Here is a 16920-nt window from a genome sequence, read left to right as displayed (position 1 = left end):
TTACTAATCGAAGAGCAGAGGGGGAGCGCAGTATGACTATTTCCGCTCAGGTTATCGACACCATCGTCGAGTGGATCGACGACAATCTCCATCAACCATTGCGTATTGATGATATTGCAGCGCATGCGGGCTATTCCAAATGGCATTTGCAGCGGCTTTTCTTGCAGTACAAAGGAGAGAGTTTAGGGCGTTATATCCGCGAGCGTAAACTCTCGCTTGCAGCCCGGGATTTACGCGATACCGATCAGAGGGTTTACGACATTTGCCTGAAATATGGCTTTGATTCGCAGCAAACCTTCACGCGTATTTTTACCCGCACGTTCAATCTGCCACCGGGAGCTTACCGGCGTGAGAATCATCAGCACACGCACTGATGGTCAGTGATAAAAAACCGGCTACTTTGAGCCGGTTTTTTTTACTCCTCCACGGTTTGCGCAATACCCAGCCGGTTTAAGAAACCGCAAATGCCTTCACGCGCCAGTAATAGCGCAAGCTGGTGCTGCTCGTCGGGGGTCATATTATTCAGAACCTTCATGATTTCCCGCAGTGGGGCGCTTTCTGCTGCGCCATACGGTACGGAAGGCTCGGCGATGGAATAGGAGGTGGTTCGCTGGCGCATGGTGGGCGTTTTCATAATAAAGTTGCGCACATCTTTATTGATATGGATAAGTCTGGCGCGCCCACCTTTTACACCGGGTAAATTTTCGGTTTGCCAACCTTGTTCACGGATCCAGCGATTCACGGTCTGCTTTGCGACGCCGATAAAATCCGCTAACTCTTCGGTGGTCATTTTGCTGGCTAGTTTCATCATCTTATTTCTGTTCGCGGATACCCAGGCGTTGTAATAACCCGGTAATACCGTCACGTATTAACAGAGAGGAGAATTGCTTTTGCTCGGTGTCGGTCATCTCTTTCACCAGCGTGATAAGCAACATTTCGAGGGATGTGTCGTGCGACATAGCGCCGGAAACGGTGTGTTCTTCCGGACGTTGGGCACTGAGAATAAAAGCGCGAACCTGTTCGTTCACATGGACCAGGCGGGCTTTTCCGCCTTGTACGCCAGGTTTGGGGGACGTTACCCATCCCTCTTTGCGCACCCATTTATTGATTGTCTGGCGGCTGTAACCGGTGAGGCTTGCCAACTCGTCTGGGGTCATTCGTTCCTTGAGCATGTAATTCCCGAGTGGTTGTAAGGGTAATTAATGACTTATGTTATAGCACCATTTAACAGGAAAATGTGACAGGTTTAACTACTGGTTGCGACCAGGCGCGCAATGTCTTTCATTTGCATGCTTTTTCAGCGATTGAATAAGGCGGAGAGATTTTGCCGTTGACACCTGGCAAGGGAATTCATATTATGCCGCCCGTCAACACGACACGCTTTACGCAATGGGGCTATAGCTCAGCTGGGAGAGCGCTTGCATGGCATGCAAGAGGTCAGCGGTTCGATCCCGCTTAGCTCCACCAAATTCCGCACCCAACGGATTTGGCGCGTAAAGAAACATTGTGGGGCTATAGCTCAGCTGGGAGAGCGCTTGCATGGCATGCAAGAGGTCAGCGGTTCGATCCCGCTTAGCTCCACCAAAATCTCAAACCCTCGCGTTTACGCGGGGGTTTTTTCGTTTCTGAGCTTCTGTCAATTGTACTCAGGCTGTTGTAACAACTCTTAGGTGGTTAACCTCAGAAAAGACTAAGAGTGTTTATTGGCCTGGTAACTTGATCCATAAAACGAATAAATCTATTATCCGGCTACTTACCCTTTTCCCGGTCAGGAGTTTGCGCATTATTTTAATGAAGAACCGAAATGACAGTTATGTGCGAAAATTCCTTTTGGCATTAATTCTTTGTCTGATCGCCGTCCCTGTTTCCCGTATTATTTCGCCGAAAACGGTGGTCAATGCCAGCGATATTTATCTGGCCTGGTTGCCGTTAAGCGTTATGCTGGCCATTATTTTACTCTTTGGGCGGCATGGTGTTGTGCCTGTTATTCTCGGTTTCGCATTGATAAACGAGAGCTTTCTGCATTTACCGGGAATAGAGGCGGCGGTGCTGCTATTTTGCCAGATATTCCCTGTTCTGTTGGCCTGCGCGGTCGTCCGCTGGCGGCTCGGTTCGCGTTGGCGTCATGGCATCCCGAATAAAGATATGGGGATCCGTATTTTATGGTTGGGGTTTATTGCTCCGCTCGGCATAAAATGTTCAATGTATATTGCGGGTATCTGGTTTAACTATCCGATTCATTTGTCGGAATTTTTTAATTCCAGTTCCGTTATTTATTCCATTATTGATATTCAGAGCCTGATTGTTGCATCACTAATATTCACGATGATTATATATTTTCCGCTAAGGATGATGATTAATCCTCGTTTTTTCCGCACATTCTGGCGACAGAGTATTAAACCCTGGCTTTCAGCAGAGAAGCGTCTGTTTACCCTTTTCTGGATCGCAGCGCTGATCGCCATGGTTATTACCCTCTGTCTCCCTTATCAGTCCGAGTATATTGCGGGCTACCTGGTGCCGGTTCTGTTTATTCTCTTTACTTTTGGCATCAGCAGGTTAAGCCATCCGCTTTTGATGCTGTGTTGGGGATGCGCTGCATTCGCGCTGATGGTGTATAACGACAGCTTTCTGCACGGCGTGCATTCCGACTATTCGCTGGCGTTTGTGATGTCGGTATTGATTTGTTTCACCATTTCTATGCTGTATATGATGCGCATTTATACCCATAGCGAATGGCTGAAAGGGCGCTGGCAGGCCCAGGCAATGACCGATCCTTTAACCGGCTTGCCCAACCTGCGCGCACTGGAAAAAATGCTCGACGCGCAGTCCTCCTGCATTGTCTGCTGCTTGCATATGCAGAATGTGGAATTCCTGAGTCGCCATTTTGGCATGATGATGCGCGTGCATGTAAAACGCAGCGTAACGCGTGAGCTGCAACCCTTACTGCAGGAGGGAGAAACCCTCTTTCAGCTTCCCGGAAATGAACTGCTGTTAAAACTGAACGGGCCAGACATCGCCGGGCGTTTGCAACATATGGTGCGTTATCTTAATAGCCGTCGTATCTACTGGAACGCCACTGCGCTGGATATTGAGTTTGGTATCTCGTGGGGAGAATTACAGGCTTCAGGGAAAGAGCTGCATCACACGCTGGGGCAGTTAAGCTGGCTTTCGGAACAGGCCTCCCTGGGGCAGCAGGTACTGGCGCTCACCAATAGTCTGCAAGAGGTGACCGACCAGACCACCGATCGGGTCCTGCTGCTCAACAAAGTGAAGCGGGCGCTGGATAACAACGGCACCGTGCTTTATGGTCAGCCTATCGTTAATGCGCAAGGTATCGGATATCAGGAGATCCTCAGCCGGCTGGTCTGTGATGGCGAGCTGCTCACGCCGGACCAGTTTATCCCGGTGATTGCGCAGTTCAATTTGAGCACCCGTTTTGATATGCAAGTGGTGGATCGCTTACTACAATGGATGCAGCAGCATCCTGGCCCACACGGTTGCGCGCGCTTTTCGGTTAATCTGATGCCGTTAACGCTAATGCAGAACGATTTTGTTGCGCAGCTTCTTTCTCTCTTTGACCGCTATGCCGTGTCGCCGCAGGCGGTGATCATTGAGATCACCGAAGAGCAGGCGCTTTCGCACTCTGAAGTGAGTATTCACAACATTCAACGATTGCGCGAAGCCGGTTTCAAAATTGCTATCGACGATTTTGGTACCGGCTATGCGAACTTTGAACGTCTGAAGCGCTTGCAGGCGGATATCATCAAGATAGACGGTTGTTTCGTGCGGGATATTCTGAACGATCCTCAGGATGTGATGATCGTGAAAGCCATCTGCGAGGTGGCGAAAGGGAAGTCGCTGACAGTGGTGGCGGAGTATGTGGAAAACGAAGCCCAGCGCGCACTGCTGTTGCAAGCCGGGGTCGATTATTTGCAAGGTTACTTATTAGGGAAACCGCAACTGCTGGCGGAGAGATAAAAAAACCGGGGCTATCCCCGGTTTTCAATATTCAAGGCCATCCGGCAATCAGATCACCAGTGCCGCAATCGCAGCAGACAGCACACTCACCAGCGTAGAGCCGTAAACCAGTTTCAGACCAAAGCGGGAAACCACGTTGCCTTGCTCTTCGTTCAGGCCCTTAATCGCACCGGCGATAATACCGATAGAAGAGAAGTTAGCGAAGGAGACCAGGAACACAGAGAGGATACCTTCCGCACGCGGAGAGAGGTTGGCCGCGATTTTCTGCAGATCCATCATCGCCACGAATTCATTGGACACCAGTTTGGTTGCCATGATGCTCGCCACTTGCAGCGCTTCATGGGCCGGTACACCCAGCACCCAGGCGATGGGGTAGAAGATATAGCCCAGAATGCCCTGGAAAGAGATACCAAAAATCGCGGCGAACAGCGCGTTCAGACCGGAAATCAGCGCGATAAAGCCAATCAGCATCGCCGCAACGATAATCGCCACTTTGAAGCCCGCCAGAATGTATTCGCCCAGCATTTCAAAGAAGCTCTGACCTTCATGCAGTCTCGCCATCTGCAGATTTTCTTCGCTCTCTTCCACACGGTAGGGGTTGATCAGCGACAGCACGATAAAGGTACTGAACATGTTCAGTACCAGCGCCGCAACAACATATTTCGGCTGCAACATGGTCATGTAAGCGCCAACGATGGACATTGACACTGTCGACATGGCCGTTGCCGCCATGGTGTACATACGGTTACGAGACATTTTGCCGAGGATATCTTTATAGGCAATAAAGTTCTCGGACTGACCCAGAATCAGGGAGCTGACGGCGTTAAATGACTCCAGTTTGCCCATGCCGTTCACTTTCGACAGCACCGTACCGATGGCGCGGATAATAATCGGCAGCACGCGAATGTGTTGCAGAATACCGATAAGCGCGGAAATAAAGACAATCGGGCACAGCACTTTCAGGAAGAAGAACGCCAGGCCTTCGTCATTCATTTTACCGAATACGAAGTTGGTACCTTCGTTGGCGAAACCGAGCAGTTTTTCAAACATTTCGGAGAAGCCTTTCACGAAGCCCAGGCCGATATCTGAGTTCAGGAAGAACCAGGCCAGTAAAACTTCAATAACCAGCAATTGAATAACAAAGCGGATGCGGATTTTCTTGCGATCGCTGCTTACGAGCAAGGCAAGCAGCGCCACAACAGCAAGCGCCAGGACAAAGTGCAGAACGCGGGACATATTTGCTCCAAATATGAGACGGGTAGAAATTTCTTGCACATTCTATGTAACAAGCTAAAAGAAAACGAGATCAAACACACACTATATTAATGACCTGTGACCAGACTCAAAATTAGTGATCCATCATACATTTCTGCTATGTTAAGTAAGTGGGTGAAAAGTTGCGCCTTGATGCTAAACTCTTAACATAACGCTGCGGCAGATCCCGTTGCCGCCGTCACCATACTGGACATCCAGCCCTTCTATCGTTTCTGGCTATCAGAGAAATCAGGTAAACCCATCTAAATGAACTTGATAATCATTCTCATTTTGATAGCATGAAACATAGCAAAGGCTATATTTAAGGGCATAAAATGAACAGTAGTCGCGTTGAGAATAGCAGTGGGCGGGCAGCGCGCAAGCTGAGGTTCGCGTTAATGGGACCGGCGTTCATTGCGGCGATTGGCTATATCGATCCCGGCAACTTTGCCACCAATATTCAGGCGGGGGCAAGTTTCGGCTATCAGCTCTTGTGGGTCGTTGTATGGGCCAACTTAATGGCGATGCTGATTCAGTTGCTCTCGGCCAAACTCGGTATCGCCACTGGCAAAAACCTGGCTGAGCAGATCCGCGATCACTATCCACGCCCGGTGGTCTGGTTTTACTGGGTACAGGCGGAAATTATTGCCATGGCCACTGACCTCGCGGAATTTATTGGCGCCGCTATCGGTTTTAAAATGATCCTCGGTGTTTCGTTATTGCAAGGCGCGGTGCTGACCGGGGTTGCTACCTTTCTCATTTTGATGCTGCAACGACGCGGGCAAAAACCGTTAGAGAAGGTGATCGGCGGGTTGTTGCTGTTTGTTGCAGCGGCATACATTGTCGAACTGGTGTTTTCTCAGCCGCGGCTGGCAGAGCTGACGAAAGGGATTGTGATTCCCAGCTTACCTGGAACAGATGCCGTCTTTCTCGCTGCCGGGGTGTTGGGGGCAACCATTATGCCGCATGTGATTTATCTGCACTCTTCCCTGACGCAGCATTTGCACCAGGGAACCCAGCGCCAGCGTTATTCAGCCACCAAATGGGATGTGGGGATTGCCATGACCATCGCCGGTTTTGTGAATCTGGCCATGATGGCCACCGCTGCCGCGGCTTTCCATTTTAACGGGCATACGGGGATTGCCGATTTGGATCAGGCTTACCTCACGCTGGAGCCATTATTGAGTCACGCGGCCGCCACTATTTTTGGTCTGAGTCTGGTGGCGGCAGGCCTCTCTTCAACGGTGGTTGGTACGCTGGCGGGGCAGGTGGTGATGCAAGGGTTTGTGCGTTTCCACATTCCGCTATGGGTTCGCCGCACTATCACCATGATGCCCTCGTTTATTGTTATCTGGCTGGGGCTGGATCCGACGCAAATTCTGGTGATGAGCCAGGTGTTGCTGAGCTTCGGTATTGCGCTGGCGTTGGTGCCGCTGCTGATATTCACCAGCAATCGCGCGCTGATGGGGGAACTGGTGAATACATCGCTGATTAAGCGTACCGGCTGGGTGATTGTGATACTGGTGGTCAGTTTAAATGGCTGGTTGTTAGTGGGAACTGCGGCAGGTTTATAACATCCTGTTTACCCATCACCACAAAAAAAGGAGCGCATGCGCTCCTTTTTCGTATTAATGATGATGCCAGCGACCGCCTCGAGGCCCACGGTGGTCATCGCGATCGTTCCAGCCTTCACGGTAGCCGCGTTCATAGGCGTCGCGTTTATCCCAACCGCGATGCCATCCGCGGTCGTGTTTATACCAGTGGTTGCCGCGCCATTCATAGTTGCGACCCCAGTAGTCACGGTCGCGCCAGCGGCCGCCGTCCCAGTAGTTACCGTAATTATCGCGATCGCCAATTTGTAATTTTACAGATGGCAACAGGGTGATTTCGCCAGCATTAGCGACCAGGGGCGCTGAAGCCATTAACACTGCTGCCAGAATCAGTGACCTGAACATACTCTTCTCCTTCACGATCGGGGCCGAAACGGCCTGTTACAACAATCTTACGGGGCGGTAAAACCCCGTATTATTGGCGGAACTCCTAAATCATGAATAGCAGCACTTTTTGCTAAAAAAGCGTTATTTTGCACCGCTGAGAATTGCGTCTATTTCCTTACATTCTGCTGCGCTGAAATCCCGATTGGTCAGCATGCCAACGGCATCGTCCAGTTGCCCGATCTTGCTGGCGCCAATCAGCACCGAGGTCACTTTGCCGCCGCGTAGCACCCAGGCCAGTGCCATCTGCGACAGTTTCTGTCCTCGCCGTTGAGCCACAGCATTTAGCGCGTGTACTGTCGCCAGCTTTTCATCAGTAAGCTGATCCGGATTAAGAAAACGACTGCCGCTGGCAGCACGGGAATCCGCCGGGATACCATGGAGATAGCGGTCCGTTAATTGCCCACCCGCGAGCGGAGAGAAAGCAATGCAGCCGACGCCTTTTTGCTGCAACGCATCCAGCAGTTCGGTTTCCACCCACCGTTCAAACATAGAGTATTTAGGTTGGTGGATCAGACACGGTGTGCCCAGGTCGTTGAGAATGTCGATAGCTTCACGCGCCAATGCTGCCGGGTAGTTAGACAGCCCGACGTACAGCGCTTTACCCTGGCGCACAATATGATCCAGTGCGCGCATGGTCTCTTTCAGCGGCGTTTCCGGGTCCGGACGATGGTGGTAGAAGATATCCACATATTCGAGCCCCATCCGGCGCAGGCTTTGATCAAGGCTGGCGATCAGGTATTTGCGCGAACCCCAGTCGCCATAGGGGCCATCCCACATGGTGTATCCCGCTTTACTGGAGATAATCAGCTCGTCGCGCCAGGGGAGGAAATCTTCCCGCAAAATGCGGCCGAAATTGCTCTCTGCGGATCCGGGGGGCGGCCCGTAATTGTTAGCCAGATCGAAATGGGTAATGCCAAGATCGAATGCGTGCCGCAGTAATTGCCGGCTGTTTTCCAACAGCGTGGCGTCGCCAAAGTTATGCCACAGCCCGAATGAAATCGCCGGGAGTTTAAGCCCACTATCACCACAGCGCGAGTAGACCATTTTTTCGTAACGTGCGGAATCTGCCTGATAAACCATGCCGTTGCCCCTGTGAAGTCATCATGCCTTCAGTGTATGCGTTTACATCTCCGGACCAATGAGATTACACCGGGCGTTATCGTAAAGCTTGCTTTCCACCCCTGATATGGCGCGTATCCTGGACTCTCATCACAGTTCTTCAATACTCAGTGAAGAACTAAAGTCTGGAAGGATCAATGTCATGCAAACTGATTACTCTGTTGCCGACTATCTGCTGGACAGGCTCGCTGGCTGTGGCATTCACCATTTGTTCGGCGTGCCTGGCGACTATAACCTGCAATTTCTTGATCACGTCATTCAACATCCGGCGGTCCACTGGGTTGGCTGCGCCAACGAACTTAACGCTGCCTATGCCGCCGACGGCTACGGGCGTTGCCGGGGGGCTGGCGCTTTGCTTACCACCTTTGGCGTGGGGGAATTAAGCGCCATTAACGGCATTGCTGGCAGTTTTGCTGAGTATGTACCGGTGCTGCATATCGTTGGCGCACCGTGTAGCGCAGTGCAGCAACGTGGCGAATTACTGCACCATACACTCGGCGACGGGGATTTTCGCCACTTCTGGCGGATGAGCGAACCGGTTACTGCCGCGCGCGCCATTTTAACGGCGCAAAACGCCTGCTATGAAATCGACCGGGTTATCAGCACCATGCTGACAGAGTCACGTCCCGGTTACCTGATGTTACCGGCTGATGTCGCCAAAATGGCAGCGACACCGCCTGTAACCGCTATCACTTCCCCGGTAATGCAATCCGACGAAACGCGCCTTGATGCGTTTCGCCGTCATGCACAGGCGCTGATTTCGGGCAGTCCACGCGTTGCGCTACTGGCGGATTTTCTTGCTCGTCGCTTCGGCGTACAGAAAATGTTGCAATGCTGGATGCGTGATTTCCCCGTCCCCCATGCCACGATGCTGATGGGGAAAGGGCTATTTGATGAAACACAACCCGGGTTTGTGGGCACTTACAGCGGTGCCGCAAGCCCGCCAACAGTACGCGAAGCCATAGAAGGGGCGGACACGGTGATTTGTGTGGGCGCTCGTTTCACCGATACGCTGACCGCCGGGTTTAGCCAGCAGTTGCCACGGGAACGGACTATCGACATTCAGCCGTTCGCCGCGCGGGTAGGGGAAACCTGGTTCAGCGGCGTGTCGATGCGCGATGCGGTGAATACCCTGATCTCGGTGTGTCGCCATCTTCCGCGCAACCCGCCTAATCAGGTTAATCACACTGACGTGCCGCCTCGCGTTCATCAGGGGACGCTGGATCAGTCAGCACTCTGGCAAACACTGCAAGATATTATCCGTCCTGGCGATATCCTCCTGGCCGATCAGGGAACCGCGGCGTTTGGCGCAGCGGATTTGCGCTTGCCTGCGGAAGTCGATTTTTTGGTGCAACCGTTATGGGGATCGATCGGTTTTTGTCTGCCCGCAGCGTTTGGCGCGCAAACAGCGTGCCCGGAACGGCGGGTGATTTTGCTCAGCGGCGATGGTGCGGCTCAGTTAACCATTCAGGAACTGGGGTCGATGCTACGCGACGGTCTGCGGCCCATCATTATATTGCTGAATAATGATGGGTATACGGTGGAACGTGCCATTCATGGCGCGCAGCAGCGTTATAACGACATTGCCCGCTGGAACTGGACGCATATTCCGCATGCACTTAGCCATGATTGTCAGGCTGAGTGCTGGCGGGTCAGCGAAACGGTACAACTGGCCGAGGCACTGGAAGCTGCCGCCCATCATCACCGCCTCGCGCTGATTGAAGTCATGCTGCCGAAGACAGATCTCCCTGATTTGTTGCGTGACGTCACCCGCTCGCTTGAAGCGCGCAACAACCAGTGATCACTTGTCCCGCCGGGGAGCAACCATCATTGGCTTCCCGGCCAGCAACAGCCAGGCAGGAAGCATCACGATGCATAACAATGGCAGCAGTGTCGTGTCCGGCACAACGACAGCGGCAAGAAACAGGCTTAACCAGCCATCCCGCGTGACCACCAGCACCAGACCAAGCACTGCACAGGAGACGGTAACCGCCGCCGGTACCGCGTCCACATGTTGGTGCAACATCAGACCTAGCGCCACCCCGACGAACACCGCCGGGAAAATACGCCCACCGCGGAACCCGCACGCTGTTGCTACCACCAGCGCCGCCAGTTTTATCACCGCAAACAGCAGATAATCGCTGACGGTGAATGTCTGCGCAAAGGCCAGTTGCTGCATCTCATCCAGCCCCTTAAACAGGGTGATATTACCGCCCATGATGCCAAGAATACCGAGCAGAAACCCACCAATGCCCAGCGCAAGCACCGGATTTTTTAGCCGCTGCATAAGCTGATGCAGGCGGGGTAAACACCAGACCGCAACCATCCCCAGCGCGATGGCGAGCATGGTGACGACCGCACCGCTGATGATATCGACAATGTGCAACTGCGGATAATGGGGAATCGGTAGAGTGAAATGGGGATGCGACAGCACCGTGGTGGTCAGCGCGCCAGCAGCAGCGGCCATCAGTGGGGCGAACAGACGATCCCATAGCGGTACATCATTACTGGCGGTCAGCGTTTGTGAAAAGATCAGCGCTGCTGCAACCGGGGTACCAAACAGTGCGCCAAGTGTGCCCGCAGAGGCCAAAATCGTCCAGTCCAGTGGGGCGACTCGCGGAAATGCGCGCGCGCCAATCGCCACCGCCAGCGCAATATTCAGCACCATCACCGGGTGTTCAGGCCCGAGGCTGACGCCGCCCGCCAGCCCAAGGATCAATGCCAGCACCAGACCCGGCAGCGCATTGACGGCAACCGGCGCGCTGATCAACGGCTCGGTCGCCGGATCAGGGCCGCCATGACCCGTGCTAAAGCGGATCACCAACCCAACGGCCACACCCGTCAGTGTCAACATCAGCAGGATCCAGCCGGGAGAGTCCGGATCGACCCCCAACCGCCAGGGAATGCCGAACCATAAAATGGATTGCAACACTGCGGCGATTTTCATCACCAGCAGGAGTACGAGGCTTGAGGCTACGCCAATCGTCAGTGCTGGCAGCGCCAGCAATAACAGGGTTCTGGCTCGCGGATGGAGCATGCTTATGTCCTTTTACCGGAAGAGTGTGGCAGTGGCTGCTAACAGAGCCGAAACCACGAAGTTAATCTGTGACGAAGATCGATAATCCTGGGGCACTCGTGTTATGGTCATTGTCGTTAAAGCGCCTTGAATTTACAGTGTGCCAAAGATTTATTCTGACTTTAGCGGAGCCGTAAAAGAATGACAAAATATGCTTTAGTGGGAGACGTAGGCGGCACTAACGCGCGCTTAGCGTTATGCGATGTCGACAGCGGCGTCATCTCCCGGGCCAAGACCTACTCCGGCCTTGACTACCCAAGCCTGGAAGCCGTGGTACGTGTATACCTTGAGGAGCACGGCGTGAGCGTGGAGGACGGGTGTATCGCCATTGCCTGCCCGATCACCGGTGACTGGGTAGCGATGACCAACCACACCTGGGCTTTTTCCATCGCAGAAATGAAGAAAAACCTTGGCTTCGCCCATCTGGAAATCATTAACGATTTTACGGCTGTGTCGATGGCGATCCCGATGCTGAAGCAAGAGCATCTGATCCAGTTTGGCGGCGCTAAGCCGGTGGAAGGCAAGCCGATCGCCGTTTACGGTGCGGGCACCGGCCTTGGCGTCGCGCACCTGGTGCATGTGGATAAACGCTGGGTGAGCTTGCCGGGCGAGGGCGGTCATGTGGATTTTGCGCCCAACAGCGAAGAAGAAGGGATTATCCTTGAAGAGCTGCGCAGTGAGATTGGTCATGTCTCCGCCGAGCGTGTGCTGTCCGGCCCCGGGCTTGTGAACCTCTACCGCGCAATTGTGAAATCCGACGGGCGTTTGCCGGAAAATCTGCAACCGAAAGATGTAACCGAGCGCGCGCTGGCGGATAGCTGCATCGATTGTCGCCGCGCACTGTCACTGTTCTGCGTCATTATGGGGCGCTTCGGCGGCAACCTGGCGCTGAACCTTGGCACCTTTGGCGGCGTCTATATTGCCGGCGGGATTGTACCGCGCTTCCTCGATTTCTTTACCGCTTCCGGTTTTCGCGGCGGCTTTGAAGATAAAGGCCGTTTTAAATCCTACGTCGAGGATATTCCGGTTTATCTTATCGTCCACGACAATCCGGGGCTGTTAGGCGCAGGCGCGCACCTGCGCCAGACACTGGGCTACTATCTCTAGAGCGCCATTAACTGCCGAAACTCTTTTACCTTACTGCGGCTGACGGGTACCTGAAACTCCAGGTCGCGCAGCCGCAAAATATAGGTATTGTTAAACCATGGCTCTATTTCGCGGATCTTATCCAGATTGACGCAGTAGGAGCGGTGGCAACGGAAGAAATGCGCCGCTGGCAGTTTGCTGCAAAATTCGGTGATATTCATCGGCATCACGTAAGACTCCCGCTTCGTGTAGACGAAGGTCATCTTCTCATGTGCTTCCGCATAATAGATATCATGAATGCTGGTGACGATAATGCGTTCGTCTTTCACCAGATTGATGGTCGCGTTTTCCCGTGGCTGCGGGTTTGTAGTCGCGCCAGTGTGTTGTTGCCACGCATGTTCCAGCTTTTGCAACATGCTGATAATACGTGACTCCTGATAAGGTTTAAGGATGTAGTCAAACGCTTCCAGTTCGAAGGCTTCGACCGCATGCTCTTTCCAGGCGGTAATAAACACGATAAAGGGTTTGTGGGCGAACTGGCTGATGTTCTGCGCCAGCAATACACCGTCCAGCGAGGGAATGTTGATATCGAGAAAAATGGCGTCGACTTTATTGTGTTGCAGGTACTTCAGTACGTCGAGACCGTCGTCAAACGTGCCGACAATCTCCATCTGACTGTGCGCTTTAATCAGCCAGCTTAGCTCCTGTTGCGCCAGGATTTCATCTTCAACAATGATGACTTTCATTCACATCTCCCGTTAAGGCAACAGCGCGGCAATCGAGGGCGCGGGCGTCGACTGGCGTGGCACGTAAAACGCGATTTCCGTCCCCGGCGTCAGGCGGCGGATATGTAACCCTTCGCCGTACAGCAGTTTTACTCGTTGGTGAACATTCAGCAGACCGATTTTATTGCCGGGCATTTCATCGGCTTCTACGCGGGCGATCATCTCCGGCGATATGCCATTTCCGGTATCACGCACGGCAATACGCACGCGGTTGCCGCACTCTTCTACGCTAATAGTCACCACCCCTTTGCCTTTACAGGGCTGAATGCCATGCACGATAGCGTTTTCTACCAGTGGCTGGATCAACAAGCTGGGGATTTCGCACCCGATCTCTTCATCAATGTCGTAAATGACGGTCAGTTTGTCGCCAAAGCGCGCCTGTTCAATCGCAATGTAATCTTTAATCTGGTAGAGCTCTTTTTTGATATCTATCTGCTCATCATCTTTTAATTCAATGTTATAGCGTAAATAACGCGACAAATTGAAGATCAATTGCCGGGCGGTATCCGGATTAAGACGAATGGATGACGAGATAGCATTCAGGGCATTAAAGAGGAAGTGCGGGTTAATTTTGCTCTGCAATGCACGTAGTTCTGCCTTATTTGCCATTTCACGCAACTGTTCGGCGCGGGACACCTCCAGTTGGGTGGAGATAATTTGTGATAACCCGACGGCCATCTCCTGTAGCGACGACGTGATTTGGTGTGCGTGACAGTAGTAGATTTTCAGCGTCCCGGTGACGATGCCTTGTTCACGCAGCGGGATCACCAGCATGGAGTGAATCTCTGGCGTGCGGTGCGCCTCATCATTGTTTTTAATGATAATTTCGCCGGTGTTGATCGCCTGATGCGTGGTGGGGCTGATGATGTCATCACTGTCGCGGTAATTATTTTCCCCAACGCCAACATAAGCCAGAACATGGTCGACGTTGGTAATCGCGACCGCGTCGGCGTCGATATCACGACGAATGATATCGCACACCTGGCGCAGGGATTCGCTGTTAACGTTACGGAACAGCGGCAGTGTTTTATTGGCGATATCCAGTGCCAGTTTTGCCTGACGTCCTGCCATGGCCTCTTTTTCCCCTTCAACACTCTGTACCAGCAGCACAATAAACCCGATACAGACACTACCCAGGATCATTGGTACGCCGATTTTGGAGACAATATCGAGGCCGAGCGCGGTGGAAGGCGCCCATACCACCACCAGCATCATGGTGAGGCTTTCACAGATCATGCCGCCGATAATCCCCACGCGCCAGTGTTGCGCTTTCGGGATCTTGCGGTTAATCACCCCGGACATGATCCCGGCAATAATACTGGTGATAAAGCAGGGGATCGCCGTAACCCCGCCAATATCAATCAAATAGCGATGTACGCCTGCAATCACGCCGGTAATGATACCGACCCACGGACCAAACAGAATGCCGCCGGACATCACCGCAATAATACGCACGTTGACCAGCGAACCTTCCACAGGGACACCGGACCAGGTACTGAACAGTGCGAACATGGAGAAGATGGCGGTTACGCCCAGTAACTCTTTGAAGGAGTGGGCGGTTTTATGCAGCAGCTCGCGAAACAGGCGGATACGGATCAGGAAAAACAGGCAGATCAGCATCAACGCCGCGCGATCGAAAACCGCCAACAGCATGTCGAATATTTCGTGCACGGGAAACTCATGTGAAAGGCGTCAAAAAACTATGATAAGAAACTGCGGCCCGGATGACCAGCCGGGACATTCATTGAGTGAATGAGGAAAAACCACTATTTCAAAAGGGGATTAATTAGCGTCGAAAGCATGTGAGCGAAGACGGAGATTTGATGAAAATGTAGAGTAATTATATTGATATCATGTTGTTAAAATGTTTGTTTGATTCGGTAATAAAGGGATGGCCTTGCACTCAGGGTGGTTTTTTGGGGTTCCCCTTTTTTGTCAGAACATTATTTTTTCCTTTCCCTCTCGACAGCAGGAAATTTTTCGGGCTATGTTCTTAGCACGCCGCAATCGCGGCGACGTCGCTCGGACGGTCCGGGCGCTCACGTTATCCCGAGGAATCTATGGCTGACTTCAGTCCTGAACGCCGTTTTACGCGTATCGATCGTCTTCCCCCTTATGTTTTTAATATCACTGCTGAACTGAAAATGGCTGCGCGTCGGCGCGGCGAAGACATCATTGATTTCAGCATGGGGAATCCGGACGGTCCGACTCCCCCCCACATTGTCGAGAAACTCTGTACTGTGGCGCAGCGTCCGGATACACACGGTTACTCGACTTCGCGCGGTATTCCGCGTCTGCGTCGGGCGATTTCCCGCTGGTATCAGGATCGCTATCAGGTGGATATCGATCCGGAAACCGAAGCCATTGTGACGATTGGCTCGAAAGAGGGGCTGGCGCATTTAATGCTGGCAACGTTGGATCATGGCGATACGGTACTGGTACCAAACCCAAGCTACCCCATCCATATCTATGGCGCGGTGATCGCGGGCGCGCAGGTGCGTTCTGTACCGCTGGTAGAAGGGGTCGATTTCTTCAACGAACTGGAACGTGCAATCCGCGAAAGTTACCCGAAGCCGAAGATGATGATCCTCGGGTTCCCGTCCAACCCTACGGCGCAGTGTGTAGAGTTAGAGTTCTTCGAGAAAGTGGTGGCGCTGGCAAAACGCTACGATGTACTGGTCGTGCACGATCTGGCTTACGCCGACATTGTTTATGATGGCTGGAAAGCGCCGTCGATCATGCAGGTGCCCGGCGCGCGCGACGTCGCGGTCGAATTCTTTACCCTGTCGAAAAGCTACAATATGGCGGGCTGGCGTATTGGCTTTATGGTCGGCAATCCGGTGCTGGTTAACGCGCTGGCGCGTATCAAAAGTTACCATGACTACGGTACGTTTACGCCGTTGCAGGTCGCGGCAATCGCGGCGCTGGAAGGGGATCAGCAGTGCGTGCGCGACATTGCCGCGCAGTACAAGCGCCGCCGCGATGTACTGGTGAAAGGCTTGCATGAAGCCGGCTGGATGGTTGAGATGCCGAAAGCGTCCATGTACGTATGGGCGAAAATACCGGAGCCGTATGCAGCAATGGGGTCGCTGGAATTTGCCAAGAAGTTGCTGAAAGACGCCAAAGTCTGTGTGTCGCCGGGGATTGGTTTTGGTGATTACGGCGATACTCACGTGCGTTTCGCGCTGATTGAGAACCGCGATCGTATTCGGCAGGCGGTACGGGGTATTAAAAGTATGTTCCGCGCTGATGGCCTGCTTGCGGCAGCGCCCAAAACCACAACGGAAGATATTGAACCTTAAACCGAATCAATAAAAAAAGGAGCCGAAAGGCTCCTTTTTCTTTTTCTGCATCAATAAGCTCAGGTTAGATCATCAGGGCGAATGTGCCGGCCCAAACAATGACCATCATCGAAATGCCCATAAAGAAATATTTCACGTTCATCGCTCCGCATACATTATGTATGCATTCATGACCTATCAGGACTGAGTATAGAGAGGTGAAACTACGCCAAAACGAAAATGAGAATTTTCTCCCTTTCGGCCACAGCTCCATCTCAGAATCTTGGGTGATTCCTCACCAAACGAGGCTAATGTACGCTTAATTTTTTGCCCTTACAAGAGGG

At 52.7% G+C, this 16920-nt stretch carries 15 protein-coding genes and 2 tRNA genes; 8 read left to right on the top strand and 9 right to left on the bottom strand.

All coding sequences use genetic code 11. The features are described from left to right. The first annotated feature begins 32 nt into the window (after positions 1-32). Entirely contained in the window at positions 33-374 is a 342-nt protein-coding gene (locus GA0061071_RS02195) for a RamA family antibiotic efflux transcriptional regulator (RefSeq protein ID WP_061493847.1), read from the top strand. Positions 375-415: 41 nt separating this feature from the next. On the opposite strand, the gene GA0061071_RS02190 is transcribed toward GA0061071_RS02195, so the two are convergent. Beyond that, the gene (locus GA0061071_RS02190) at positions 416-811 is read right to left on the bottom strand and encodes a YfeC-like transcriptional regulator (protein WP_088238149.1); all 396 of its coding nucleotides are present in this window, start codon (positions 809-811) and stop codon (positions 416-418) included. 1 nt (position 812) lies between these two features. After that, positions 813-1172 carry a YfeC-like transcriptional regulator gene (locus GA0061071_RS02185; protein WP_061493849.1) on the bottom strand — a complete coding sequence of 120 codons (360 nt, stop codon included), beginning with the start codon at positions 1170-1172 and terminating at the stop codon, positions 813-815. Positions 1173-1391: 219 nt separating this feature from the next. On the opposite strand from GA0061071_RS02185, the gene GA0061071_RS02180 reads away from it, so the two are divergent. From GA0061071_RS02180 to GA0061071_RS02170, 3 genes are all read left to right on the top strand, one after another. Beyond that, positions 1392-1467: transfer RNA gene (locus tag GA0061071_RS02180), tRNA-Ala, on the top strand. Between the two features lie 41 nt (positions 1468-1508). Continuing rightward, a tRNA-Ala gene (locus GA0061071_RS02175) sits at positions 1509-1584 on the top strand. Positions 1585-1791: 207 nt separating this feature from the next. Continuing rightward, the gene (locus tag GA0061071_RS02170) at positions 1792-3978 is read left to right on the top strand and encodes an EAL domain-containing protein (protein ID WP_088238148.1); all 2187 of its coding nucleotides are present in this window, start codon (positions 1792-1794) and stop codon (positions 3976-3978) included. A 48-nt stretch (positions 3979-4026) separates the two neighbouring features. Here the strand turns inward: GA0061071_RS02170 and GA0061071_RS02165 are convergent, their stop codons facing one another. After that, positions 4027-5214 carry a NupC/NupG family nucleoside CNT transporter gene (locus GA0061071_RS02165; RefSeq protein WP_061493851.1) on the bottom strand — a complete coding sequence of 396 codons (1188 nt, stop codon included), beginning with the start codon at positions 5212-5214 and terminating at the stop codon, positions 4027-4029. A gap of 353 nt (positions 5215-5567) precedes the next feature. On the opposite strand from GA0061071_RS02165, the gene GA0061071_RS02160 reads away from it, so the two are divergent. Then, entirely contained in the window at positions 5568-6806 is a 1239-nt protein-coding gene (locus GA0061071_RS02160; RefSeq protein WP_071889914.1) for an Nramp family divalent metal transporter, read from the top strand. A gap of 54 nt (positions 6807-6860) precedes the next feature. Here GA0061071_RS02160 and GA0061071_RS02155 read toward each other — a convergent pair whose 3' ends face one another. Both GA0061071_RS02155 and mgrA read right to left on the bottom strand, forming a co-directional pair. Then, positions 6861-7187, bottom strand: coding sequence for a DUF2502 domain-containing protein (locus tag GA0061071_RS02155; protein ID WP_061493853.1), 327 nt, complete (start codon positions 7185-7187; stop codon positions 6861-6863). Between the two features lie 123 nt (positions 7188-7310). After that, complete coding sequence (mgrA, locus tag GA0061071_RS02150) at positions 7311-8309, bottom strand: L-glyceraldehyde 3-phosphate reductase (RefSeq protein WP_061493854.1); 999 nt, start codon at positions 8307-8309, stop codon at positions 7311-7313. A gap of 181 nt (positions 8310-8490) precedes the next feature. On the opposite strand from mgrA, the gene GA0061071_RS02145 reads away from it, so the two are divergent. After that, positions 8491-10149 carry an alpha-keto acid decarboxylase family protein gene (locus tag GA0061071_RS02145; protein WP_088238147.1) on the top strand — a complete coding sequence of 553 codons (1659 nt, stop codon included), beginning with the start codon at positions 8491-8493 and terminating at the stop codon, positions 10147-10149. Here GA0061071_RS02145 and GA0061071_RS02140 read toward each other — a convergent pair whose 3' ends face one another. Then, positions 10150-11385: an ion channel protein gene (locus GA0061071_RS02140; RefSeq protein ID WP_061493856.1), complete on the bottom strand. Its 1236-nt coding sequence runs from the start codon at positions 11383-11385 to the stop codon at positions 10150-10152. Between the two features lie 180 nt (positions 11386-11565). Here GA0061071_RS02140 and glk point away from each other — a divergent pair, with 180 nt between their 5' ends. Further along, positions 11566-12531, top strand: coding sequence for a glucokinase (gene glk / locus GA0061071_RS02135; protein WP_061493857.1), 966 nt, complete (start codon positions 11566-11568; stop codon positions 12529-12531). On the opposite strand, the gene GA0061071_RS02130 is transcribed toward glk, so the two are convergent. Further along, positions 12528-13256 carry a LytR/AlgR family response regulator transcription factor gene (locus GA0061071_RS02130; RefSeq protein WP_088238146.1) on the bottom strand — a complete coding sequence of 243 codons (729 nt, stop codon included), beginning with the start codon at positions 13254-13256 and terminating at the stop codon, positions 12528-12530. The two genes, glk and GA0061071_RS02130, sit on opposite strands and share 4 nt — an antisense overlap. 12 nt (positions 13257-13268) lie before the next feature. Next, positions 13269-14966 (bottom strand): sensor histidine kinase, encoded by a 1698-nt coding sequence (locus GA0061071_RS02125; RefSeq protein WP_071889917.1) that lies wholly within the window; start codon positions 14964-14966, stop codon positions 13269-13271. A gap of 389 nt (positions 14967-15355) precedes the next feature. Here GA0061071_RS02125 and alaC point away from each other — a divergent pair, with 389 nt between their 5' ends. Further along, positions 15356-16597, top strand: coding sequence for an alanine transaminase (gene alaC, locus GA0061071_RS02120; protein WP_061493860.1), 1242 nt, complete (start codon positions 15356-15358; stop codon positions 16595-16597). Between the two features lie 64 nt (positions 16598-16661). On the opposite strand, the gene ypdK is transcribed toward alaC, so the two are convergent. Further along, the gene (gene ypdK, locus GA0061071_RS02115; RefSeq protein WP_134318594.1) at positions 16662-16733 is read right to left on the bottom strand and encodes a membrane protein YpdK; all 72 of its coding nucleotides are present in this window, start codon (positions 16731-16733) and stop codon (positions 16662-16664) included. Positions 16734-16920 lie beyond the last annotated feature (187 nt).

Source organism: Kosakonia oryzendophytica (genome assembly GCF_900094925.1).
Lineage (GTDB): Bacteria > Pseudomonadota > Gammaproteobacteria > Enterobacterales > Enterobacteriaceae > Kosakonia > Kosakonia oryzendophytica.
The sequence above is the reverse complement of the archived record's forward strand: the minus strand, read 5'-3'. Positions and strand labels throughout refer to the sequence as shown.